Origin of the sequence: Pimelobacter sp. 30-1 (assembly GCF_018831735.1) — a bacterium.
In the GTDB taxonomy this organism is placed as follows: domain Bacteria; phylum Actinomycetota; class Actinomycetes; order Propionibacteriales; family Nocardioidaceae; genus Nocardioides.
Genome location: NZ_NHTS01000001.1, coordinates 450,620 through 474,037 on the forward strand (window position 1 = coordinate 450,620; position 23,418 = coordinate 474,037).

At 75.7% G+C, this 23,418-nt stretch carries 21 protein-coding genes; 11 read left to right on the top strand and 10 right to left on the bottom strand.

Features of this window, described 5'->3' with window-relative positions:
• Nucleotides 1-15 precede the first annotated feature (15 nt).
• Together CCO04_RS02140 and CCO04_RS02145 are read left to right on the top strand one after the other, a co-directional pair.
• Nucleotides 16-705, top strand: a complete 690-nt coding sequence (locus CCO04_RS02140; protein ID WP_215812439.1) for a TetR/AcrR family transcriptional regulator — start codon at nucleotides 16-18, stop codon at nucleotides 703-705.
• Nucleotides 706-742: 37 nt separating this feature from the next.
• Nucleotides 743-1,834: a methyltransferase domain-containing protein gene (locus tag CCO04_RS02145; protein ID WP_215812440.1), complete on the top strand. Its 1,092-nt coding sequence runs from the start codon at nucleotides 743-745 to the stop codon at nucleotides 1,832-1,834.
• Here the strand turns inward: CCO04_RS02145 and CCO04_RS28200 are convergent.
• On the bottom strand, nucleotides 1,823-4,315 hold the full coding sequence (locus tag CCO04_RS28200; RefSeq protein ID WP_215812441.1) for an ABC transporter permease: 2,493 nt from the start codon (nucleotides 4,313-4,315) through the stop codon (nucleotides 1,823-1,825). The genes CCO04_RS02145 and CCO04_RS28200 overlap by 12 nt on opposite strands.
• Nucleotides 4,312-5,091, bottom strand: a complete 780-nt coding sequence (locus tag CCO04_RS02155) for an ABC transporter ATP-binding protein (protein WP_215812442.1) — start codon at nucleotides 5,089-5,091, stop codon at nucleotides 4,312-4,314. The genes CCO04_RS28200 and CCO04_RS02155 overlap by 4 nt, the downstream gene beginning before the upstream one ends.
• Nucleotides 5,092-5,199: 108 nt before the next feature.
• Here CCO04_RS02155 and CCO04_RS02160 point away from each other — a divergent pair, with 108 nt between their 5' ends.
• Together CCO04_RS02160 and CCO04_RS02165 are read left to right on the top strand one after the other, a co-directional pair.
• Complete coding sequence (locus tag CCO04_RS02160) at nucleotides 5,200-6,432, top strand: sensor domain-containing protein (RefSeq protein WP_215812443.1); 1,233 nt, start codon at nucleotides 5,200-5,202, stop codon at nucleotides 6,430-6,432.
• Nucleotides 6,420-7,058 carry a response regulator transcription factor gene (locus CCO04_RS02165; RefSeq protein ID WP_215812444.1) on the top strand — a complete coding sequence of 213 codons (639 nt, stop codon included), beginning with the start codon at nucleotides 6,420-6,422 and terminating at the stop codon, nucleotides 7,056-7,058. The genes CCO04_RS02160 and CCO04_RS02165 overlap by 13 nt, the downstream gene beginning before the upstream one ends.
• Here the strand turns inward: CCO04_RS02165 and CCO04_RS02170 are convergent.
• The gene (locus CCO04_RS02170; protein WP_215812445.1) at nucleotides 7,043-7,477 is read right to left on the bottom strand and encodes a hypothetical protein; all 435 of its coding nucleotides are present in this window, start codon (nucleotides 7,475-7,477) and stop codon (nucleotides 7,043-7,045) included. The genes CCO04_RS02165 and CCO04_RS02170 overlap by 16 nt on opposite strands.
• A 56-nt stretch (nucleotides 7,478-7,533) precedes the next feature.
• On the opposite strand from CCO04_RS02170, the gene CCO04_RS02175 reads away from it, so the two are divergent.
• The gene (locus tag CCO04_RS02175) at nucleotides 7,534-7,989 is read left to right on the top strand and encodes a MerR family transcriptional regulator (protein ID WP_215812446.1); all 456 of its coding nucleotides are present in this window, start codon (nucleotides 7,534-7,536) and stop codon (nucleotides 7,987-7,989) included.
• A gap of 14 nt (nucleotides 7,990-8,003) precedes the next feature.
• The gene (locus CCO04_RS02180) at nucleotides 8,004-9,059 is read left to right on the top strand and encodes an NAD(P)-dependent alcohol dehydrogenase (RefSeq protein ID WP_215812447.1); all 1,056 of its coding nucleotides are present in this window, start codon (nucleotides 8,004-8,006) and stop codon (nucleotides 9,057-9,059) included.
• A gap of 203 nt (nucleotides 9,060-9,262) precedes the next feature.
• On the opposite strand, the gene CCO04_RS02185 is transcribed toward CCO04_RS02180, so the two are convergent.
• Genes CCO04_RS02185 through CCO04_RS02195 form a run of 3 tightly spaced genes read right to left on the bottom strand, consistent with a single transcriptional unit; the run spans nucleotide 9,263 to nucleotide 13,967 of the window.
• Entirely contained in the window at nucleotides 9,263-10,024 is a 762-nt protein-coding gene (locus tag CCO04_RS02185) for a hypothetical protein (protein WP_215812448.1), read from the bottom strand.
• 47 nt (nucleotides 10,025-10,071) lie between these two features.
• Nucleotides 10,072-12,093, bottom strand: a complete 2,022-nt coding sequence (locus CCO04_RS29590) for an ATP-binding protein (protein ID WP_215812449.1) — start codon at nucleotides 12,091-12,093, stop codon at nucleotides 10,072-10,074.
• Nucleotides 12,090-13,967, bottom strand: a complete 1,878-nt coding sequence (locus tag CCO04_RS02195) for a hypothetical protein (RefSeq protein WP_215812450.1) — start codon at nucleotides 13,965-13,967, stop codon at nucleotides 12,090-12,092. Before CCO04_RS02195 ends, CCO04_RS29590 begins: the two co-directional genes overlap by 4 nt.
• Before the next feature lie 159 nt (nucleotides 13,968-14,126).
• On the opposite strand from CCO04_RS02195, the gene CCO04_RS02200 reads away from it, so the two are divergent.
• The gene (locus tag CCO04_RS02200) at nucleotides 14,127-14,789 is read left to right on the top strand and encodes a response regulator transcription factor (RefSeq protein WP_215812451.1); all 663 of its coding nucleotides are present in this window, start codon (nucleotides 14,127-14,129) and stop codon (nucleotides 14,787-14,789) included.
• Between the two features lie 83 nt (nucleotides 14,790-14,872).
• Nucleotides 14,873-15,172 carry an excalibur calcium-binding domain-containing protein gene (locus CCO04_RS29595; RefSeq protein WP_215812452.1) on the top strand — a complete coding sequence of 100 codons (300 nt, stop codon included), beginning with the start codon at nucleotides 14,873-14,875 and terminating at the stop codon, nucleotides 15,170-15,172.
• A gap of 39 nt (nucleotides 15,173-15,211) precedes the next feature.
• Here CCO04_RS29595 and CCO04_RS02210 read toward each other — a convergent pair whose 3' ends face one another.
• A complete protein-coding gene (locus CCO04_RS02210) occupies nucleotides 15,212-16,132 on the bottom strand; it encodes an alpha/beta hydrolase family protein (protein WP_215812453.1) in 921 nt (306 codons plus the stop codon).
• A 164-nt stretch (nucleotides 16,133-16,296) separates the two neighbouring features.
• Here CCO04_RS02210 and CCO04_RS02215 point away from each other — a divergent pair, with 164 nt between their 5' ends.
• Entirely contained in the window at nucleotides 16,297-18,198 is a 1,902-nt protein-coding gene (locus CCO04_RS02215) for an MFS transporter (protein WP_252372708.1), read from the top strand.
• A gap of 8 nt (nucleotides 18,199-18,206) precedes the next feature.
• On the opposite strand, the gene CCO04_RS02220 is transcribed toward CCO04_RS02215, so the two are convergent.
• The 3 genes from CCO04_RS02220 to CCO04_RS02230 are packed head-to-tail and all read right to left on the bottom strand — an operon-like array spanning nucleotide 18,207 to nucleotide 20,841.
• Nucleotides 18,207-19,022: a hypothetical protein gene (locus CCO04_RS02220; RefSeq protein ID WP_215812455.1), complete on the bottom strand. Its 816-nt coding sequence runs from the start codon at nucleotides 19,020-19,022 to the stop codon at nucleotides 18,207-18,209.
• The gene (locus CCO04_RS02225) at nucleotides 19,019-20,107 is read right to left on the bottom strand and encodes a hypothetical protein (protein ID WP_215812456.1); all 1,089 of its coding nucleotides are present in this window, start codon (nucleotides 20,105-20,107) and stop codon (nucleotides 19,019-19,021) included. Before CCO04_RS02225 ends, CCO04_RS02220 begins: the two co-directional genes overlap by 4 nt.
• Nucleotides 20,104-20,841, bottom strand: coding sequence for a hypothetical protein (locus tag CCO04_RS02230; RefSeq protein ID WP_215812457.1), 738 nt, complete (start codon nucleotides 20,839-20,841; stop codon nucleotides 20,104-20,106). The genes CCO04_RS02225 and CCO04_RS02230 overlap by 4 nt, the downstream gene beginning before the upstream one ends.
• 117 nt (nucleotides 20,842-20,958) lie before the next feature.
• Between CCO04_RS02230 and CCO04_RS02235 the strand changes: the two genes are divergently transcribed.
• Together CCO04_RS02235 and CCO04_RS02240 are read left to right on the top strand one after the other, a co-directional pair.
• Entirely contained in the window at nucleotides 20,959-21,549 is a 591-nt protein-coding gene (locus CCO04_RS02235) for a hypothetical protein (RefSeq protein ID WP_215812458.1), read from the top strand.
• A 50-nt stretch (nucleotides 21,550-21,599) separates the two neighbouring features.
• Entirely contained in the window at nucleotides 21,600-23,261 is a 1,662-nt protein-coding gene (locus CCO04_RS02240) for a hypothetical protein (RefSeq protein ID WP_215812459.1), read from the top strand.
• Nucleotides 23,262-23,418 lie beyond the last annotated feature (157 nt).

Genomic DNA, 23,418 nt, shown 5'->3' on the forward strand with positions numbered 1-23,418 from the left:
GGGCATGATGTGGCCGTGCCGAGCGAGCCGGAGGTCGCCGCGATCTGCGACGGGGTGTTCTTCACCCACCCGGCGCCACTCCCGCGCGGACGCCACAACATCGCCCGCGACCAGGTGCAGGCGGCCCAGCGCGAGCGGATCATGATCGCCGTCACCGAGCTGCTCGCCGCGCGCGGGGACCGCGGGACCGGCGCGCGCGAGGTGTGCGAGCGCGCGGGGATCTCGCTGACGGCGTACTACGACCTCTTCGCGGTCCGCACCGACGCGGTGTTCGCGGCGTACGACCGGTTCATCGAGGTGCTGCTGACCCGGCTGATGTCGGTGGCGTCCCTCGACGGCACCTGGCACGGGTACGTCGAGTCGGTGATGGCGGCGTACTTCGACGCGCTCACCGCCGACCTGGTCGTCGCCCGCGCCTTCCAGGTCGAGCTCGACGGCATGGGCTGGCCGGCCCGGGAGCGGCGCCGGGTCGCCCTCGGCGCGCTGGCCGAGGTGCTGCGCACCAAGCACCAGGAGTGGGACCCGACCGCGGGCGAGCGGCTGCCCGACACCGCCTACCTCGCCGGGGTGTACGGCGTGCGCCAGCTCGCCAGCGACGCCCTCGACCGCCAGCACCCCCGCCCCGACGACGACGCCGTGCGCGCCGGCCTGGAGCGGGTGCGGGCCGAGGCGATCGACTGGGTGACCCGGCTGTTCGGCGCCTGACGCCCCGCCCCTGACGCCCCAAGCAAGGAGAAGCGCGATGACCACCTTCGACCGCGACGCCGCGAAGGCGTTCCAGAAGCGGATGATCCGGGTGCGCGAGGACGCCGCCCTGAACCTGCTCCTCGGCATCGGTGACGAGCTCGGCCTGCTCGGCGTCCTGGCCCGGACCGGTCCGGCGGACACTGCGACGCTCGCCGCGGCGGCGGGCGTGGACGAGCGCTACCTGCGCGAGTGGCTCGACGGGATCGTGGCCGGCGACGTCGCGACGTACGACCCGGCGACGGGGCACTACGCGCTGCCGGCCGAGCGGGCGGCCTGCCTGACGCCGTCCGGCGGACCGGTGAACCTCGCGCGCAGCATGAAGATGCTCACCATGCTCGCGGGCGTGGAGCCCGAGCTGCGCGAGCGGTTCCGGGACGGCGGCGGTCTGGGCTACGACCGCTTCCCGCGGTTCCACGAGCTGATGGCCGAGGACGCGGCCGCCGTCCACGACGGCGGTCTGCTCGACGTGGTCGTCCCGGCGGTCCCCGGCCTCCACGACCTGCTCACCCGCGGCGCGACCCTCGCCGACATCGGCTGCGGCGCCGGGCACGCGATCAACCTGCTCGCGCGGGCCTACCCGGCCAGCCGCTTCGTCGGCTACGACCTCGGCGCCGAGCCGATCGAGGCGGCCCGCGCCGAGGCCGCCGCCTGGGGGCTGACCAATGCGACCTTCGAGGTCCGCGACGTCGCCGAGCTCGGCGAGGACGAGCGGTACGACGTCGTGACGGCGTTCGACGCGATCCACGACCAGGCCTTCCCGGACCGGGTCCTCGCCGGCATCACCGCCGCGCTGCGGCCCGGCGGCCTGCTGTTGATGGTCGACATCAAGGCCCAGTCCGGGGTGGAGCACAACCTCGCCCTGCCGTGGGTCACCTACCTGTACACGATCAGCCTGATGCACTGCATGACCGTGTCGCTGGCCGACGGCGGGGCGGGGCTGGGGACCGTGTGGGGGCGGCAGGTCGCCGTACGGATGCTCGAGGAGGCGGGGCTGTCGGACGTCGAGGTGCTGGAGATCCGCAGCGATCCGTTCAACTACTTCTACGTGGCGCGCAAGGCGGCGGAGCGGGACGCCCTACTGCCGTGACCCGATCTCGGTGATGGGCTGGGTCCGCATGGCGGCGCGGGTCGCGACGGCCAGCGACACCAGCGCCAGGGCGGACATCGCGGCGACGACGACCGCGCTGCCGGTGAGGGGCAGGGCGGGCAGCGGCCGGCCCGAGATGCCGATGCTGATCCCCACGAGTGGGGGCAGCGCGAGCGCGATGCCGAGGAGCGCCGCGATCGAGGCGACGAGGACCGACTCGAGGCGCATCATGCTCCGCACCTGACGGCGGCCGGCTCCGACGAGCTGGAGGAGGGCGAGCTCGCGCGAGCGCTCCGAGGTGGCCATGGCGAGGGTGTTGGCGACCGCGATCGCGATGTAGCCGAGGATCACGAGCAGGGCGACCAGGTTCACCCAACCCTGCTGGCGCTGGGCGTCCGCGCCGGCGGCCTCGCCGGAGCCGTCGGTCACCGGCAGCCCGAGGCGGGCGATGGCCGTGCGGGCGGCGCCGGGGTCGTCGCCGGAGACCAGCGCGAACGTGGCGAGACCGCTGGTCGTGTGCGGGCGGACGGCGGCCTCGTCCATCGTGACGCCGCCGAAGCCGAGTCCGCGCTCGTAGATCGCGACGACCCGGGCGCGCAGCGGGGCGCCGTCCCCGAAGCGACCGGTGACCTCGTCGCCGAGCCCGATCCGGAGGGTGCGCGCGGCGTCGGTGCTCAGGGCGACGCTCGCGGCGCCGTCGAGGTCGTCGAGCGTGCCCTCGCGCACCTGCAGGTCGAGCAGTCCGGTGGAGGTGCTCGGGTCGATGCCCTGGAGGACCTGCTCGCTGCGGTCGTCGGTGCCGTCGAAGGTCCGGTAGTCGAGCACGGTCTGGCTGACCGTCACGGGGGACAGGGCCGAGACCGCGGGCAGGTCGGCGACCGAGGCGAGTGCCGGCGCGGAGAGTCCGGCCGGCGCGACGACCCGCAGGTCGGCGGTGACGCCCGCCGTCGCCTGGGACGCCGCCTCGTCGGCGATGATCGCGGGCGCGCCGAGCTGGACGAGACCGAGCGTGATGCCGAGCGCGATCGGGGTGACCGCTCCGGCGAGCCGGCGGCTGTTCGCCTGTCCGTTCGCGGTGGCGAGGAAGGCGGACGGTGACGTCCGGCCCAGCAGCACCCCCGCTGCCCGGACGGCGACCGCGACCAGCCACGGTCCGAGGACGGCGGCGCCGATGATGAGCACGAGAGCCGCACTGGCCGACGCGGCGGCCGCGGCCTCGCCGTCGAGCCACAGCGGGACCAGCGAGAGGGCGAGCCCCGCCGCGAGGACCACGACGCCGCTGATGATCCGGGCGGTGCTCACGGTGGCGGGGCCGGTGGCGCCCTCGCGCAGGGCGTCGACGGGGTCGAGGTTCGCCGGGCGGCGTGCGGCGATGCGCGCCGCGCCCCAGGCGGTCAGGAGGACGACGACCAGCGCGGCGAGCGCCGGGACCGGGCTGTAGGCGAGAGCGAAGTCGGCCGGGATCACGTCCCCGGCGACGAACGCGCGGCGCAGCACGCCGGCGAGCAGGTAGCCGGGCCCGACGCCGAGCAGCGCCGCCACCGCGGCCACGACGAGCACCTCCCGCGCCACCAGTGCGTGGATCTGCCGCGGCAGCGCGCCCACGGCGCGCAGCAGGGCGAAGTCACGGCGTCGCGACTGCACCGACAGCGAGAGCGTCCCCGAGACGATGAAGAGCGCGACGAGGAGGCAGGTGCCGGCGAAGGCGCTGCCGATCGCGACGAGCGTCGCGCGCGACGAGCCCGAGTCGAGGAACTCCGCATCACCGCGTGCCGCCCCGGTGAGCACCGTCAGGTCGGGGTGCCGGTCGCGGATCCGCTCGGCGACGTCCTCGGGGGAGCGGTCGGTGAACACGCCCAGGGTCTGCGCGGCGCCGTCGTGGGGATCCAGCTCGGCGATGCGCGACGAGGTCAGGAAGACGTGGCTCGCGCGCTCCACGCCTGCCGGGGCGGACGCCACCCCCACCACCCGGTACGACGACCGGACGCCGCCGTGGGCGAGCGGGAGGTCGTCCCCGACGGCCGCCTCGCCCGCGGTCACCACGACCTCGTCCTCCCCGTCGGGTGCCCTGCCGTCGGCGAGGGTGAACGGGGTGAGCCGGGCCGCCGACCAGGGGTGCGCCTCGACGACGGCGCCGTTCCGGCCGTCCACGAGCGGCACGGTGACGTCGGCGACCACGCGGGTCACGCCCGGCACGGCGGCGATCGACGCCGGGTCCGGGGCCGGCGCCCGCTCGGTGAGGCTGATCGCGAGGTCCTCGGGCACGGGCACCTTCTGCTGCCCGGTGACGACCAGGTCCGCGCCGGCGTACCGCTGCGGCGCGAGTCCCCCGCGGATCCCCGACTCGACGAGCACGCCGAGCCCGGTCACCAGCACGGTGGCGACGAGGATGGCGACCGCGACGCCGGCGAAGCTCGCGCGGTGGCGGCGCAGGTCGGCGCGGACGAGGCCGCCCGGCCGGGGCCGGTCCGGGCGCGTCACCACTCACCCAGCCCGGTCAGGTACTCGGTGATCCGGGCCGGCGTCGCACCGTCGAGGTGCCCCGCGAACGCGCCGTCGGCCAGGAAGATCACCCGATCCGCGTGGGCGGCCACGACCGGGTCGTGCGTCACCATCACCACCGTCTGGTCGAGCTCGCGCGTCGTGTGGGCGAGCAGGTCGAGCACCTGCTTGCCGGTCCGCGAGTCCAGGGCGCCGGTCGGCTCGTCGGCGAACACGACGTGCGGCCGGGTGACCAGGGCGCGGGCGATGGCGACCCGCTGCTGCTGGCCGCCGGACAGCGCGTTGGGCAGGCGGTGCCGCAGCTCGTCGAGGCCGACCGAGGCGACCAGGAAGTCGAGCCAGCCGGCGTCGATCGGGCTGCGGGCGAGCAGCAGGGGGAGCGTGATGTTCTGCTCGACGGTCAGGGCGGGCAGCAGGTTGTAGGCCTGGAAGACGAACCCGACGTGGTCGCGGCGGAAGCGCGTGCGCTGCGCGGAGCGCAGGCCGGAGATCTCGGTGCCGCCCAGGCGGACGCTGCCGCTGGTCGGGCGGTCGAGGCTGGCTGCGGCGTGCAGGAGCGTGCTCTTGCCCGAGCCGGACGGGCCCATGATCGCGGTGAACGAGCCCGGTGCCAGGGCCAGGTCGACCCCGCGGAGGGCGACGGTGGCGGAGGCCCCCGAGCCGTACTTCTTGACGACGCCGTCGAGGCGGAGGGCCTCGCCGGTGGTGGGCACAGGAGGAGCGGCGACGGTGGTCGCGCGGTCTCGTCGAATCATGCTTCCACGCTAGGAATTCCGGCCGCGCGGCAGAATCCTGCTGGCTACCGTTCCGATGGTGGAGCTGGCTCTACCGTGCCGGACGGCGAGGCCGGGCAGACTGGTCCCATGACGTCGGACCGGCTGCGCGCGTGGGCCCGCAGCTGGCGGTTCCTCGCCGTCGAGGCCGGGGCGTCCGCCGTCTCGACCCTCTTCTTCATGGCGTTCCTCCTGCTCGCCCCCCTCATGCTGCTGACCGGGGGCGTGCTCGTCCTCCCGGAGGCGGCGCGGCTGCTGCGGCGCTGGGCCGAGCGCGCCCGCACCCGGATCGGGACGTTCCGCGGTACGCCGATCCCCGGGCCGAGCAGCCAGGAGCCGGCGGACCGCACGATCGACGCCCGGCTCCACTTCGCGTTCTCGCGGCAGACCCGTCGCGAGCTCGGGTGGCTCGTCGTCCACGCCGTCCCCACGCTGACGGTCACGCTGGTGTGCATCACGATCCCGCTGGGCGTCGTGAGCTCGCTGCTGGTGCCGTTCTACTGGTTCCTGGTGCCGGCCGACGAGCCCGTCGTGGCGCCGTACCCGGTGACCTCGTGGGGGCTGGCCGCGACGATGCCGCTGGTCGCGGCGGCGTACGCCGTGCTCTCGTGGTTCCTGGTGCTCGCCGCGGCGCGCGGGGTCGCGGCGGTCTCGGCCCGGCTGCTGACGCCCGACCGGCGCTTCGAGCTGCGGGCCCGGGTGGACTCGCTGACCCTCAGCCGGGCGGCGGCTCTCGACGCGCACGGTGCCGAGCTCCGCCGGATCGAGCGCGACCTGCACGACGGCGCCCAGAACCGGCTGGTGAGCGTCGTGATGATGATGGGCCTCGCCGAGCGCGCCTTCGAGACCGGAGGCGACGGGCTGCCACAGCTGCGCAGCGCGCAGGAGGCGGCGACCGAGGCGCTCGCCGGGCTGCGCCGGACGGTGCACGACATCTATCCGCCGATCCTCGACGAGCTCGGCCTCGAGGGCGCCCTCGCCTCGTTGGCTGGGCGCAGCGTGGTGCCGTGCACCCTGACGGTCGACGGCATCGGCCGGGTGCCGGCGGCGCTCGAGTCCGCCAGCTACTTCCTCGTGGCCGAGGCGCTCAACAACGTGAACAAGTACAGCGCGGCGCGTGCCGTGCACGTCCGGGTCGCCGTGGACGAAGCGTGGCTCGTCGTCGAGGTCGAGGACGACGGCCGCGGCGGTGCCGTGGAGCGACCAGGGGGCGGCCTCGCCGGGATGAGGCGCCGGGTGGAGGCTTTCGAGGGACGGATGACCGTGGTGAGCCCCGAGGGCGGACCGACGAACGTGAGGGCGGAGCTGGCATGCGGATCGTGATCGCCGAGGACGACACCCTCCTGCGCGAGGGACTGGCCCTGCTGCTGCGCAGCGAGGGCTTCGACGTGGTCGCCGCGGTCGACAACGCGGAGGACTTCCTCGCCCACCTGGACCACGCCGACGCCGCGGTGCTCGACGTGCGGATGCCGCCGACGTACACCAGCGAGGGGCTGAAGGCGGCGGTCGAGGCGCGCGCCCGTCGTCCCGGGTTCCCGGTGCTCGTGCTGTCGGCGTACGTCGAGGACCGGTACGCCGGCGAGCTGCTCGCGCGCGGTGCCGACGGGCTCGGCTACCTGCTCAAGGAGCGCGTGGGCAAGGTGGCCGCCTTCGTCGACGCGCTGCGCCGCGTCGCCGCGGGCGGCACCGTCATGGACCCCGAGGTGATCTCGCAGCTGCTGAGCCGGCGTCGCGCCGACGACCCGGTCCAGTCGCTCACCCCGCGGGAGCGGGAGGTGCTCGGGCTGATGGCCGAGGGGCTCGACAACGGGTCGATCGCGGAGCGGCTGGTCGTCACTGAGGCCGCGGTCAGCAAGCACATCGGCAACATCTTCGCCAAGCTCGGGCTCGCCACGTCCGACAGCGGGCACCGCCGGGTGCTCGCCGTCCTGGCCTACCTGCGGTCGTAGAGCCCCTGCACCTGGGCGGGGTCGGCGTCCCGGGCGAGGGCGACGTAGTGGTCCATCACGGCCGGTCGGTAGCGCACGGGGAGCGTCTGCCCGGGAGCGAGCCGGGTGAGCTCGGTGATGGTGAGGTCCTCGTCGGCGATCCCGCGGAACGCGGTGCCGTCGGGGGTCTCCACGTCGAGCACCAGGACCACGCGGGGACTGCCGTCGCTGCTGACCTCGCGCCAGTCGACGAGGACGCCGAGCGCGAGCGCACCCGTGCGCAGCTCCGCCTTGCGCTTGCGGGCGGCGCTGCTCAGGAGCGGGTTCGGGGCGATGCCGGGGAAGGCGGGTCCGACGCCGAGCGACTCCCGGCTCAGGTCGGGCCTGAGCCGCGCCATCAGGTCGTCGAGCTTCTTGGTCCTCTTCCGCGAGCCGAGCATCCTGCACCTTCCCACACCTTTGACTTCGAGTACTTGAAGTTCCTAGCCTCGATGGAGTGAGTGCGCAGACCCGGAGCCGGACCTTCTCCATCAAAGAGGCCGCGGCCCTGACCGGTCTGCCGGCCAGCACGCTGCGCTACTACGAGTCGATCGGCGTGGTCGCGCCCGTGAGCCGGTCCGCGAGCAGCGGGCACCGGGTCTACACCGAGGACGACCTCGACCTGCTGACCTGGGTGGCGTGCCTCAGCGCGACCGGCATGGCGGTGAGCGACATGCGCCAGTACGTCGCCAACGCCGCCGCCGGCGCGACGGCTGCCGAGCAGCAGATCGGGCTGCTCACGGCGCAGCGGGAGCGGTTGGCCCGCGAGGCCGACCTGCTCGCCGTACGGCGGCGCTACGTCGAGCTCAAGATCGACGTCTGGCAGGCCGTGGCCGACGGTGACGACGCCCGCGCGTCGGAGCAGTCGGAGCGCGCCCGCGCACTCGCTGACGAGCTCAAGAGAACCAAGTGACGAGGAGATCTCCCATGACCTACGACCGCACCCGCGTTGCCGCCTGGGCCGCTCCCGAGAGTGGTGCGCCGCTCGCCCCGCTGACGATCGAGCGCCGCGCGGTCGGCGCGAACGACGTGCTCATCGCCATCGAGTACGCCGGCATCTGCCACTCCGACATCCACACCGTCCGCGGTGACTGGGGGCCGCAGCCGTTCCCCGTCGTCCCGGGACACGAGATCGTCGGCGTCGTCACCGAGATCGGCGCGGACGTCACGAACCACCAGGTCGGCGACCGGGTGGGCGTCGGCTGCTTCGTCCGCTCGTGCCGGGAGTGCGTCAACTGCCGCAACGGCGACGAGCAGTTCTGCCTCAAGGGCGGCGTCGGCACCTACGCCGTCACCGACCGCGACGGCACCACCACCCAGGGCGGCTACTCGACGCACGTCGTCGTCGACGCGCACTTCGTGCTCTCCGTGCCCGAGGGGATCGACCCCGCCGCGGCCGCGCCGCTGCTCTGCGCCGGCATCACGACGTACTCGCCGCTGAAGAGGTGGGGCGCCGGTCCCGGCAAGAAGGTCGCCATCGTCGGCCTCGGCGGGCTCGGGCACATGGGCGTCAAGATCGCCCACGCGCTGGGCGCCGAGGTCACCGTGCTCTCGCAGTCGCTCAAGAAGCAGGAGGACGCCGAGCGGCTCGGCGCCGACCACTACCACGCGACCTCCGACCCGGCGACCTTCCAGGTCCTCGCCGGGAAGTTCGACCTCATCGTCAACACGGTGAGCGCGAGCCTCGACGTCAACGCCTACCTGCGGCTGCTCGCCGTCGACGGCGCCTTCGTCAACGTGGGGGCGCCGCCGAAGCCGTTCAGCGTCGAGGCGATGGCCCTCATCTACGGGCGGCACTCGTTCGCCGGGTCGATGATCGGCGGCATCGCCGAGACCCAGGAGATGCTCGACTTCTGCGCCGAGCACGGCATCGGCGCGGACATCGAGGTCATCGCGGCCGACCGGGTCAACGAGGCGTACGAGCGGGTGCTGGCCTCCGACGTGCGCTACCGGTTCGTGATCGACGCGGCGACGATCGGCTGACGAGGTCTCGCCCGTCACCGGTGGCGTGGGCGACGCCGGCCGCATCGTCATCACGACGTACCCGCGGCGGGCCAAGGCCCGCAATGCCCGGCGCGCCGCGCGGAGGTCAGCGTCCTGGTGCTGTCGGACGCGTGGGGCGACACGTGGGTCCGGGTCGCCGGCGAGCACCCGGACTGGGACGAGTACCGCACCGCCATGCGGGATCAGGGCAAGTCGCTGATCCGGGTCACGCCGGTGCGGTGGGGCCCGGTCGCGACCGGAGGCTTCCCGGCCGAGCTGGGCTGAGGACGCCGGGTCAGGCCCGGTCCCGCACCGCGAACCCGAAGGCCGTCACCAGCAGCCACAGCGCGCCCGGCAGGGCGGCGAGGTACTGCAGCGGCGACAGGGCGATCAGCACGACCAGGCCCCCGAGGACGAAGCCCACGCCCCCCCACCCACCGCGGTACGACGCCCGCCCGCGAGGCGACCCCGACCGCGAGGCCGGCGAGCCCTCCGCCCGCCCACAGCCAGGGGATCGTGGCGATCCAGTGCGAGTAGGTGCTGGCGTCCTCGGGGAGGTTGACCGCCTTGTCGCCGATGCCGAAGAGGAACTCGGTGTCGAGCCCGCTGCCCAGCAGCTGGGCCGCGGCGACGAGCAGCAGGCCGGCGAAGGCGACGTCGGGGGCGAGTGCCTGGGGTGCGCGGCTGGACCGGATCCGGCGGCGCAGCCCGGCCGCGAAGACGACGAGCAGCAGGGCGGCGGCGACGGTCGTGACGTGGAAGGCGACGAGGAGGGGCCGCTTGTCCTCGAGCCCGGCCTCGATGAGGGCGGGCGTGACGATGCTGCCCTCCTCGTAGGGCCGCGAGAGCGCCAGCGACAGGAGCACGCTGGCGAGCGAGGCGACCCCGGCGAGGACGCCGGCGGCGGCCCAGTGCCGGGTGGTGCGGGGCGGGGCGGTGGTGGCGGCGGACAGTGAGATCGACATGCTGCCGAGGCTCGCGGTCCCGGCGTCCCGGTGGGCAGGGCGCGGGATCACCTTCGTGCAGGCGCCTCCTTCCGGGTCAGTCGTACGACGACGAGCGTGCCGCCGTCCGCGGGGGCGGTGACCCGGCACTCCAGGCCGGCCTCGGCCGCCCACTCGTGCATCGAGGAGAGCCCGACGCCCTCGTGCCCGGTGCGGTCGATGCCCCGGCCGTCGTCCTGGACCCGCAGCACCTCGCCCGGTACGGCGCCCAGCGCGACGGTCACCGCGGACGCGTCGGCGTGCCGGACGGCGTTGTGCACGGCCTCGGAGGCGATCCGGTGCACGATGCCGGCGCGGTGGGGATCGAGGAAGATCTCGCCGCTGGTGTCGAGGTCCAGGCGCGGTCCGGCGCCCTCGAACGACGTCACGAGCTGGTCGAGCGCGCGGCCCAGGTCGCGCACCGGAGCGGGCCCGCCGACGGCGAGGTTGGCCAGCGTCGCGGCCTGGGTGTCGAGGAGCTCCTGGACCCGCGCGACCGCGGCGACGGCGCCGGGCCGGTCGCCGCGGGCGAGCAGGTTGGCGGCGGCCGCGACCGAGAAGGCGGCGCCGGACAGCGCCGGTCCGAGGCCGTCGTGCAGCTCGCGACGCAGCGCCCGTCGCTCGGCGTGGCGGGCGTCGGCGGCCAGCGCGCGGGCGGTGTCGAGCGCGGTCGCCGCGGCGGCGAGCCGGACCACGGCGCCGATGACAGGCGTGAGGTCCCCGATCGCCTCCCGGGTACGACGGCCGATCGGCAGCCCCCCGGCCGGACCGGTCACCACGAGCAGCGCGTCGTCGTCCGCGTCGAGGGAGAACGACACCACCGGCTCCGGTACGTCGGCCGCGGGCGCCGGCCCGATGTGGACCGAGCCCAGCCGCAGCGTCGTGCGCAGCGCGGCCGCGAGCGCGCGGACGCCGTCGTCGCCCGTCGCGATCTCGCCGACCTGGGCGCCGAGGTCGGCGACGAGCCGCTCGGGGGCACCGGCCTCGCCGTAGACGAGGCGGTCGACCCGGTGCTGGATGACGTTGTGGGCGGGCAGCAGCGCGACCGCGATGACCGCCGCGGTGGTGAAGCCCGCGGCGGCGCTGGCCTCGCCGGCGTACTCGAGGACGGTGACGGTGACGTAGTAGGCGCCCGCCGCGAGCACCGCGACGATGCTCGTCGTGAGCACCGTGCTGACCGCGACGTCGACGCCGCGCAGCCGGTGCTGGAGGCCCATCACGAGGATCGCGGAGGGGTAGAAGATCTGCCCGATGATCGGCGCGATCGTGGCGAACGCCCACAGCGGCGCGGCGAGCTGGAGCGACGCGGGCAGCACCGTGACGAGGTACGACGCGGTGAGGAAGACGTGCCCGACCAGCAGCCAGCGCACGGGGGAGCGCTCGTCCGGCGTGGCCGCGCGCAGCCGCCGGACCATCACCACGATCACCGCCAGCGACGAGGAGAGCGCGACGGCCGCCGCGACGGCGTAGATGTCCTGCGCCGCCGCCTGGTACGACGGCCAGTCCGGCGCGAGGGGGTTGCGGAGCATGCCGGGGCTCTGGTGGGTGAGCGAGGTCAGCGTCGCGATCGCCGTCGCCACCGCGACCACCGGCACCAGCACCCGGCGCAGCGCACGGGCCGGCTCCGGGAGCAGGAGAACCGGGACGATCGCGGTGAGGAAGGTGCCCGGGACGAAGCCCCAGCCGCCGGCGTACGCGAGGAAGCCGCCGCCGGGCAGGCCCGGGCGGTCCGCGGCGAGCAGTCCGTACTGGACGCCGAAGGCGGCGAGGCCCGAGCCGACCGCGTGCACGGCCATCACCACGGCGACCGGCTGCGGGCGGCGCAGCAGCAGGACGGCGGCGAGCGGCGCGTAGACGAAGGCGACCGTCACGCCGATGTCGTCGAAGTGCGCCTGCGCCTCCGGGGGCGAGGACGCGAGGAAGGTGCCCGGCACCGGCGCGGCCGGGAGCTGGAACGCCCACGCGATCGCCACCGAGCCGCCCGCGAGCCCCCACGACGTGACGACGACGAGCACCGCGGCGACCCAGCGCCAGACGGGCGGGCGGCTCACCGGGGCTCGCTCCGGGCGAGGTGGAGCGTGGCGCCGTCGTCCGGTCCGACGTGGCCGTAGCCGGCGTCGGCGGCCCGCTCGAGCAGTGCGGCGCGCAGGGACGTGGTCCGGTCGGCGTCGCCGAGCAGCCGGAGCGTCCAGCGGTCCGGCGCCGCGACGGCGACCTCGACGCGCTCGATCCCGCCGTCGCGCCGGGCGCGCAGGACCGCCTCGGCGACGAGGTGGTAGACGACCTCGGGGCGCTCGGGCGGGTGCGCGACGTCGGCCCGCAGCACCGGTACGTCGAACCGCGCGGCCAGCTCGCCGAGGGCGCCCGGGAGGTCGCCGGCGTCGAGCGATCCGGGGAGCAGCGTGCGGGCGAGGTCGCGCACGTGGGTGGTGGCCGCGCGCAGCGCCGTACCGGCGCGGGCGAGCTCGTCGGCCGGGTCGGCCCCGGCGGCGACGCCGCCGAGGTCGTCGCGGATGCGGACCAGCATGGGCTCGACGGTCGCCTCGATCTCGGTACGGGCCAGGTGCCGCTCGCTGGCGGCGATCTCGCTCGCCCGGCGCCGGGCCTCGAGCAGGTCGTCGTTGACCTCCGCGAGCCGTACGGCGACCGTGAGCACGCCGCCGATCCGGCGCAGCGCGGCGAGGGTGCGCATCTCGACGTCGCGGCCCCACTCCGCGGACATCTCCACCTCGCCGCACGGCCCGTCGGCGGCGACGAGCTCGAGCGAGACCGACGTCGCGGGGTCGACCGTGCCGGCGACCACCGCCGGACCACCCGGTGCGGCCGACCGGATCGCGACCCCGCCGAGCCGCAGGGAGCGGCGCAGCGCCTCGGCCAGGGCGTCCAGGGAACCGGCGCCCTCGGCCCCGGCGGCCACCTCCTCGCTCACCTTGCGCAGCAGCGCGCTCGGGTCGGCGGAGCCGCCGTACAGGAGCTGGTCGACCGCCCGCTGCACCCAGCGGCGGGTCGGGCCGACCCCGACGGCGAGGACGACGACCGCGATCATGCCGCCGCTCGTCGGGGTGAGCGGGGCGACCTTGGCGGCGAGTGCCGCCACGGCGCCGTACGCCACGAGGAGGGCGGCGATGAGGAGGACCCACACGGTGACCCGGGCGAGGGCCGGCGCGACCGCGGCACTCTCGCCGGTCAGCGCGGTGAGCAGGAAGGCCGCCGCCGCGAACGTCACCGCGGCCGGCAGGAAGGTGGCTGCGAACGTCGCGCTGGTGGACGTCGTACCGCTCGCGTCGTCGACGACATAGGCGCCCACGGCGCAGACCAGCACCGCCGCATGGGCGAGCGCCAGCCACACCGCGACCTGCCGCTCGGGTGCGCGCCGCCGCCGCGCGACCACCGCGACGATCACCGCCGACGCGACCCCGAGAGCCAGCCACAGCGCCCACAGCACGATGTCGAGCGGGATGTCGCGCTGCAGCCGCATCTCGGCCGTGGTCGTCGCGGTCACCCCGGCCGCGACCACCGCGCCGGCCGCCAGCAGTGTCCGCGATCCGGTGAGCACGGCGGCGCTCAGCACGCACGCGATCGTCAGCCCGCCCGGCATCCAGGCGACCTCGAGCAGGTCGAGCCACAGCCCGCCCTCGCCCGCCATGGCGCGGCTCCGCAGCCCGGCGGCCAGCGTCGAGGCGCCGGCGCCCACGGCGGCCACCGCGAAGGTCGGTACGACGAGCGGCCCGCCCCCGCCCCGGAACGCCGGCCCGGGTGCCGCCGCGAGCAGCGCGGCGGCACCGCCGAAGGCGAGGGCGACGCTGAAGGTGCCGACCGCCTCCAGGCTCTCCGGGGCGCCGTACGAGAGGAGGAGACCGGGACCCGCGGGCCCCCACGAGAGGAGCAGGACGAGGGTGGCGCGCACGGTCGTCGCGGTGCCCATCTGCCCTCCTGTGCGCTGGTTCTGCGGTAGCGGTGACCGGCAGTGTGCCGCAGTACGGACGCCCGGACCAGCGCCCGTGCGACCCGGGACGAGACGGCCCGGGGAGCCGGGACGCAGGGCCCTGGAACCCGGGCCGCGCGACCTCCTAGCGTCGGCCAGATGAGTGCCGTGCGGGTCTTCGTCGTCGACGACCACCCGGTCTTCGCGCACGGCATGGTCAACTTCCTCGCCTCGATCGACGACTTCGAGGTCGCCGGTTGCGCGGGCACCGAGGACGAGGCCGTCGCCGGGGTGCTGGGCGCCCGGCCGGACGTCGTACTGATGGACCTGGACCTGGGCGAGGGCACCGGCATCGAGGCCACCCGCCGCATCGCCCGCGACGCCCCCGACATCGGCGTCCTCGTCGTCACCATGCTCGGCGACGACGACTCGCTCTTCGCCGCCCTGCGCGCCGGCGCCCGCGGCTACATGCTCAAGAGCGCCCTCCCGCACGAGATCGAGCGCGGCCTGCGCGCCGTCGCCTCGGGCGACGTCCTCCTCGCCTCCGAGATCGGCCGCCGCGCCGTCGACCTCCTCTCCGGCGCCCGTACGACGGGCCCGGTCGTCTTCCCCGAGCTCACCCACCGCGAGCGCGAGGTGCTCGACCTGGTCGCCCGCGGCTACGACAACTACGCCATCGCGCGCCGGCTCGTGCTCTCGCCCAAGACGGTGCGGAACTACCTGTCGGGCGTGGTCACCAAGCTCGCCGTACCGGATCGGGGGGCGTTGATCGTGCGGGCGCGGGAGGCGGGGTTGGGGAGCGACGACCGGGACGCCTCGTAGGGGAGCGCGGCGTTTCGGGACGGGCGTCCGGAGTTGTCGCGAACGGCCCCGCGGTGGTCTGCCGGGCGGCCACGATCACGGCCGTGGCCAAGACGAAGAGCACGACCAGGACCAGAACCGACGAGCCCCGGCCGACCCCGAAGGAGCGGTCCGTCGACGCGGCGTGGTCGATCGGTACCAACGTGGTGAGCGGCCTGCTGATCGCGGTCACCGTGTGGGGAGTGGGGCAGGTGACCGGGGTGAACGACCGGATCCTCGCCGACCGGGACTGCACCGACTTCACCAGCCAGGCGGACGCCCAGCGCCTCCTGGACGCGGACCCGACCGACCCGCACCGCCTCGACCTCGACGGGGACGGCGAGGCGTGCGAGAGCCTCCCGTGACCCCGTGACCCCGTGACCCCTGTGACCGCGGCGTAGGCCTCAGCCCGCCGCCAGCCCCTCACCCAGGAACCGCAGCACCCCCGGCACCATCCGCCGCCAGTACCCGCTGTCGTGGTCCCCCAGCTCGAAGCCGCCGGCCGGCGCCCGCTCCGGCGCGAACCCGTCGACGTAGTCGCGGGTGGTGGCGTAGAAGGGGTCGCCCTTCCCGCAGTCCACCCGTACCGCGACCTCGGCGAGCTCGTCCTGCCGCCCCATCACGCCGACCCGGGCGAAGTCGGCGGCGTCGTCGTAGGCGCCGGGGGCGGTCTCGTCGTAGGTGTGCCAGAGGGCCGGGCCGAGGGCGGCGACGGCGGCGACGCGGGTGGGGCCGAGGGCCGTCGCGAGGTGGAGGGCGCCGAAGCCGCCCATGGACCAGCCGATCAGGGCGATCCGGTCGGTGGCGATGTCCTCCTCGCGGGCGAGGAGGGGGAGGAGCTCGTCGACGAGCATGGTCTCGGCGTGGTCGCCGTCCCCGCGGTCGTGCCAGTACGACGCGCCGCCGTCGACGCCGGCGATCGCGAAGGGCGGTACGCCGTGCGCGACGGCGTCGGCGAGGTAGCGGTCGAGGCCCATCCGGTCGGCGCGGAAGGCACTGGTGTGGTCCTGGCCGCGGCCGTGGAGGGCGAGGACCAGGGGCAGCGATGACGAAGACGACGACGTCGGCCGGGCGAGGGACCAGCCGACCTGGCGGCCGCGGGCGGCGGAGTCGAAGGCGCCGGTGGTGACCGGGGCGGGGACGACGTCCGGGAGGACGCCGTCGGGGCCGTCGTGGCCGAGGTGGTGGTAGAGCCAGGCCTTGCCCGGGAGCACCTCGGTCTCGATGCCGGCGAGGGCCGCGCCGCCGAGGACGGCGGCGGTGCCGGCGGCGGCACCGGCGGTGAGGACCCGGCGGCGGGTGACGGATCGCGGGCGGGAGCTCATGGTGAGGACGACGCCCGGCGGGGGCGGCCGGTTGTCACCACTACGATGGCAGGCACCACGAACTCGAGAGACAGGTCAGCGTGCCGCCCCGCATCGCCACGGCTTCAGCCGAACCGGCCACCGGCGTCGCGCCGACTCGCGGCAATCCCACCCTCATCGTCGTGATGCTGTCGCTGTGCGGCATCGTCGTGTCGCTCCAGCAGACGATCCTGCTGCCGTTGCTGGCCGAGCTGCCGCGGCTGCTCGACACGTCGGCCAGCGGTGCGTCCTGGCTGGTGACGGCGACGCTGCTGACCGGCGCGATCGCGACGCCGACGATCTCGCGCCTGGCCGACATGTACGGCAAGCGGCGGATGGTGCTGCTCGCGCTGGCGGTGTCGGTGGCGGGCTCGCTGCTCGGTGGGTTGAGCCAGGTGCTGCCGCTGCTCATCGCGGCGCGGGCGCTCCAGGGCGTCGGGATGGCGCTGGTGCCGGTCGGCATCGCGATCATGCGCGACGAGCTGCCGCGCGACCGGGTGCCGCTCGGTGTGGCGATGATGAGCGCGACGCTCGCGATCGGGGCGGGCGCCGGGCTGCCGCTGTCGGGCCTGATCAGCGAGCACATGGACTGGCACGCGGTCTTCTGGCTGACCGGTGCGGTCGGTGTCGCGCTGATGATCGGCGCGCGGGCGATCATCCCGGAGTCGCCGGTGCGGACCGGCGGTGCGTTCGACGTCCGTGGCGCGATCCTGCTGTCGGTGGCGCTGACCGCGATCCTGGTCGCGCTCACCAAGGGCGGGCAGTGGGGGTGGACGTCGCCGGCCACGCTCGGCCTGGTCGCCGGCGGCCTCGTCACGCTCGCCGCGTGGGTGCCGCTCGAGCTGCGGACGCCGCGGCCGCTGGTCGACGTACGGGTGGCGTCGCGGCGCGCGGTGCTCCTCGTCAACGTCGCGTCGGTCTTCGCCGGCTTCGCGATGTACGTCAACATGCTGGTGTCGATGCAGTTCCTGCAGATGCCGACGGGGACCGGCTACGGCCTCGGGCTCGACATCCTCCACGCAGGTCTGTGGATGGTGCCCAACGCCGCGGCCTTCGGCCTGATGGCGCCGATCTCGGCGACGCTGACTCGCCGGCTCGGACCGCAGGCGACGCTCATCGCGGGCGCCTCGATCATGGCCGTCACGTACGTCGGCCGTGTGTTCTGGAGCGACGACCTCGCCCAGGTCGTCATCGGCTCGGTGCTCGTCGGCATCGGTACCGCCCTGGTCTACAGCGCCATGCCGACGCTGATCATGCGCGCCGTCCCGGTCACGGAGACCGCCTCGGCCAACGGCCTCAACGTCCTCCTCCGCTCGCTCGGTACGTCGACCGCGAGCGCCGCGACCGCCGCCATCACGACCGCGTCGGTGATGACGGTCGGTGGTCTCGCGCTGCCGACGCAGTCGGCGTTCACGCTGATCTTCTGGCTGGCGGCGGCCTGTGCCGCGGTGACGGTCGCGCTCGGCGTACCGATGCTGCGGATGCGGGAGTACTCCGTCGAGGCCGACCGCTCCGGATCCGAGCACACCGGCGTCGACGCGCAGGTGGTCCGGGGCCAGGTCGTCGACACGCGGGCGCGGGCGATCCGCAACGGCGTCGTCACCGTCCTCACCCGCGAGGGCCAGGCGGTCGACTGGGGTCAGGCGGACACCGAGGGCCGGTTCACCGTGGCGATCCCGCAGGCCGGCGACTACCTGGTGGTGACGACCGCCGAGGGCTGGCAGCCGCGCTCGCGGATCATGCACCTCGACAACACCGCGCCGCTGCCGCCGATCGCGCTGCGCGCCCGGCTCACCCTGACCGGCAACGTCACCGATGCCGACGGCGCCCCGTTCGTCGACGCGCTCGTGGTGCTCACCCGCCAGTCGGGCGAGGTGGTCGGCTCGCTGCGCACCGACCACGAGGGGCGCTACGAGATGACCCGGCCGTCCAACGGGCGCTACGTGCTGTCGGTCGCCGCGCGTGAGGGACAGATGGGGGCGCGGGCGATCACCGTGCTCGACACGGCCTACGACATCGACCTGGTGCTCGGTACGCCGCTCGCCTAGGGCGTGTCTCAGCGCGCCACGGTGACGCGGGCACCGCGGACCGTGATCTCGGCGTGGCCGGTGCCGCCCGCGGCGCCGTTGTGCGCGCCGCCGGGGAAGGCGCCGCCCTCCCCGCCGTCGCCGCCGCTGCCGTGCCCGCGCTCGGCCCGGCCGCCGGTACCGCCGCGGCCGCCGGCGAGGTGCCCGCCGGGCTTCCCGTCGGCCCCCGCGGGGAAGCCGGTGCCGGCCGTGCCGCCCCCGGCGCCGGCCTGGCCGCCCTGGCCGGACCGGCCGCCGGCGCCGCCGCGCGCGGAGACGTCGAGGCCGGGTGCGGACAGGCTCGTCGCCGTACCGTCGGTGCCGTCGGCCTGGGGGGACGAGGGTCCGCCGCCGCCGATGCCCCCGGTGCCGCCGGGGCCTACCCGGATCGTCAGCACGTACGACGACGCGTCGCTCAGGTCGGTCAGGCCGGTCGTGCCGGCCAGCTGCTCGCCGGCCCCGCCCCCTCCGCCCCCACCGCCGCCGGTCGCGCCGCCGCCGCTGCCGCTCCCGGTGCCGCCCGGACCGGGTCCGCGCCCGCCGCCGCCCCCGCCGCCGGCCAGGACGTAGCCGAGCGTGGTGCCGTCACCGATGGGCTCGATCTCGACCCGGGCGGTGCCGGACTCGTCGAGCGTGATGATCGTGCAGTCGGTGCCGCAGCTGCGCAGGTCCGGGGTCCGGGCGACCTCGGCCGCCGCGGCCGCATCGGCCCCGCGCCCGTCGTCGCCGCCGGAGCAGCCGGCCAGACCGGGACCCGCGAGGAGCAGCGCGAGCGTGGGGAGGACGAGCCGGTGGCGGCGCGTCACGAGACGACCACCTGGCCGCAGACGCGGACCGTGGCCCAGCCGGGGGCGCCCGCGCGGCCGTCGTACGAGCCGCCGGCGCGGGAGCCGCCCGTGCCGCCGTCGCCGCCCGCGCCGTAGGGGGCGGGTCCGCCGCTCCCTCCGGTGCCGCCGAAGCCGTCGCCGCCCGCACCGCCGTCGGTACCGGACGCGCCGGGCGAGCCGCCCGTGGCCGCGGCGGCGCTCCCGCCGCCCCCGCCCGCACCGCCGGCCGAGCCGGCCATGCCGCCCTTGCCGGTCGTGCCGCCGGAGCCGCCGCCCGCGGACAGGCCGATGCCCGGACCGTCGAGGGTGGTGGCGCCGCCGGCGATGCCGTTGGCGTTGGGCATCGCCGGACCACCGCCGCCGTACCCGCCGCGGCCCCCGGCGCCGACCACCACGGTCAGCACCGGCGTGGCCCAGGCGGACGGGACGAGCACGGCGCGGGTGTCGACCAGGGCTCCGGCGCCTCCGCCGCCGCCCCCGCCGCCACCGGGACCGTCCGGCGGGGGTGGGACGCCGGTGCCGCCGGGACCGGGGCCGCGGCCACCGCCGCCCCCGGCGCCGTGGAGCACGGTGTCGACGGTGGTGGCGGCGCGGGCGCCGGGGCGGAAGGTGATCCGCACGGTGTGGGTGCCCGGGGAGGTGAACGTGCGGGTGGTGCAGGTGACCGGGGCCGGAGTGGGGGTCGGGGTGGGCGTGCGCGTGGGGGTCGCCGCCGGGGTCGGGTGTGAGGAGTCCGGGGAGGCCGGCACCAGGGAGGCGTGGGGTGCGGGCCGGCCGGTCGAGGTGGCCGCCGTGGCGGTCGGGGCGGTCGTGGCCGTGACGGTGACGGCGGGCGCCGCGGACGTCCCGCCCGCCGAGGTCGTCGCGGTCGGTGGCGTGGGCGTCGGCGGCGCGGTCGAGTCCGTGGGCGTCGGGGTGGGCGTCGGCGAGGCCGACCGGGACGCCCCGCCCGTCACCGGGTCACGGGCCGTCTGGGCGTCGTCGTTCCCGCCGCAGGCGGACAGGGCGGCCAGGCCGACCGCCCCCGCCACGGCCAGCGCCGCGGACCGGAGCGCCGGGCTCAATGCCGTCGTACCTCGGCCTTGGGTGCGGTCCGCCAGCCCGACGCGTCGTCGAGCAGCAGCACCGGGCCGTCCTCGAGGTGCAGCGGGCGCACCCAGGGGTCGACGTCGACGAGGGTGCCCTCGGCGGGCCGGGTGCCGGCGAGGGTGCGGGCGTCGCTGAGGTGGAGCAGGCGGTAGAGCTCCTCGATCCGGTAGCGGCCGGCCCGGAAGCCGCGGATGCCGTCGAGCCACAGGTAGAACCCGTCGGTGCCGGAGCGGTGCAGGCCGACCGCGGACAGGGCACCGATGACGCCGTCCTCGGTGCCGCCGAGGCCCGACAGCAGCGTCCCCGTACGACGGGCGGTCGCGTGGGCGAGGTCCTGATCGAGGACGTCGACCTTGGCGCGCTGCCCGAAGGCGACCACCTCGTCGGCGACGTCGGCCTTGCGCGCGACGGCCAGGCCGGGGTCGGAGCCGGGGGCGCTGTAGCGGCGCAGGAAGTCCGCGGCGGCGTCGTGGAGCGCGTCGACGCCGACCCCGTCCGCCGGCGCGACGAGCAGGCAGGCGCTCGAGTTGTGGGAGGTGTAGGGGATCCGCGGGTCGACCAGGAGCTGGTGCCGGGTCGCGCCGAGCGGGGCGGCGAGGTCGAGCGCGTCGAGCTCCTGGAGGAGCTGTTGGGCCAGGTACCCGGTCCCCGGGCTCGACTCGTTGTCGGTGTCGTCGATGCCGAGCAGCACCGCGCCGGGGGAGGTCATCCGGGCCATCCTTCGTTGTCCGCAACTGAAGCAAGATCCTCCCACATTCGCCGCAGATGCGAGATGCTGTATCGATCTGAGACGCGTCTGCGTCGTCGATGGACTAGGGTGGCGCTCGTGTCCGTGCTGATCGATGACCGGTTCCGTGGCGGGCGTGCGCTGCCCGCGGCCCTCGTCCCGCACGGGCAGTGGGTGCACCGCCTCGCGGCGACGGCGGTCATGGCCACCGCGATCGCGGCGGTCGCCGTCCAGCAGCTGCACCGCACGCCCTGGGGTCTGCCGGGACACCGCGGGATCTTCTGGCTCAGCGTGCTCATCGCGACCCGCTGGTGCCTCGACCGACCCGGTACGGCGCTGCGCGTCGCGGCCGGCGGCAGCTGCGTGATCCTCTTCGTCGACCCCACGATGGGCACGCACGTGCTGCCCTACCTGGCGGCGGCGATGCTGATCGACCGGCTCGCCGAGATCCCCCTCGTCCGCGAGCACCCCTGGCTGATGCTGCCGCTCGCGCCCGTCATCCACCTGGTCGGGGTGCTCTCGCCCTTCCTGCACCACCTGGGCGGCGGATCCGGCCTCGGGACGGTGCTGGGCGGCATGTGGTTCTACATCCGCGGGCACCTCCTGTGGGGTGCGGGCGCGGGTGTCGTCGGGATGGCGCTCGGGCTCGCCGGCCGGCGGTTGATGGACCGTTCCCCCTCGGCGCACTAGCCGCGCGCCCACCTCCCGTCTCGGCCCCCGACGTACCGAAGGAATCACGCATGCCCCGAACCACCCGGAGCGCTGCGGTCACCGCTGCCGCGCTCGTCCTCGCCGGCCTCACGGCGGCCCCGGTCGCCCCGGCGTCGGCCGCCCCCGCGGCCCCGCCCGTCCCGAGCGGTCCGTGCGGCAGCAGCGGCGTCCTCGTCGACGCCCCCACCTCGTCGTGCACCTACGACGAGGTCGGCTCAGACGTCTTCAAGGTCCCCACCGGCGTGAGCGCGCTCGAGGTCGAGGTGACCGGCGCGCGCGGCGGCCGCTGGTCGTTCGACGCGCTGTCGCTGGCCAGCAACCCCGGCGGAGCGGGCGGACAGGCGCGCGGCACGGTCGCGACGACGTCCGGCGCGGTGCTCCAGGTCAACGTGGCGGGCGCCGGCGGGAACGCGACCGCGACCAGCGCGACCGGTGGCCTCAACAACGGCCCGTCCGGCGGCTCCGGTGCGCTGGGCGGCTTCGGCGGCTCGAACGGCGGCGTCCCCGGCGCCTCCGGTGACGCGGCCGGCGGCGCGGGCGGCTCCAACCCGGGCAACGGCGGCAACGGCGCCGGTGGCGGCGGGTCCTCGGACGTCCGGACCGCACCCGGTGGCTGCGCCACCCTCACCTGCGACCTCGACGCCCGCGTGCTGATCGGCCCCGGCGGAGGTGGCGCGGGCGGCAACGGCGGCCGCGGCAACGCCCTCGGTGGCGGAGGCGGCAACGGCGGCGGCGAGACCGGCACCAACGCCGGCAACGGAGGCGGCGGTGGCGGTGCCCCCGGTGGCTCGGGCGCGACCGCGAGCGCAGGCGGCGCCCCCGGCGTGAACCCGTACCCGCCGGCCCAGCAGGGCGGTGCCCCCGGCCTCGTCGGTACGACGGGCGCGGGCGGCGCCGGCGGTGACGGCAACGGTGTCACCACCGGCGGCACGGCGGTCGGCGGCGGCGCCGGCGGTGGTGCCGGCGGCGGTCGCCACGGCGGCGGCGGTGGCGCCGGCGGCGGCAGCCCGAGCGGTGGCGGCGGTGGTGCCGGCGGCGGCGGTGGCGGCGGCAGCGCCTACGCAGCCCCCTCGGTGACCGACGCCGAGCTCGTCGCCGCGGTCAACGACGGCAGCGTCAACGACGGCGACGGCCGGGTCGTGATCACCTGGACCCGCCCGATCGTGGTCGTCCCGCCCCAGGCCGTCCCGCTCACCCTCACCGCCGCGCCCGTCGCGGCCACCGGCCACCGGGTGACGCTCGGCCTCACCCTGCGCGGCACCGACGCCGAGCGCGCCACGATCGCCGTCACGTCCTCCCAGCGCCGCCTGCTGCCGGCGCCCGCGGCCCGGGGTACCGGCGTCCAGCGCCGCCTGGTCGTGGCTCCGCGGGCCGGTGTCGCCGGTCGTGCGCAGGTCACCGTGACCGCCCGGGTCGAGGGCCGTACGGCCCGGCTGACCTTCTGGGTGATCGCCGGCACCGCCCGCGCCGACCGCCTCGTCGGGACGCCCGGCACCGACCTGATCTTCGGCCGCGGCGGCGACGACCGGCTGATCGGCAAGGGCGGGGACGACGTCCTCGTCGGCGGGCCCGGGCGCAACCGGCTCACCGGTGGCCGGGGTGCGGACCTCTTCGTCGGCGCACGCAAGTCCAACGTGGTCACGGACTTCTCCGCGGCCCAGGGCGACGTACGGCGCGCGCGGCTGGGCTAGCCGGACCAGCGGGACCAGTCGGCCGGGGCACGTCGCGGCACGCCCGGCGGCCGCCGCCGTGCGGCCGCGGGCGCCGGCCGGGCGTCGATCTTGGCTCCCTGGGGTATCACGGCACCACCACCGCCCACCCGTGGCGGTGCACGGTGCTGGCTGGGGG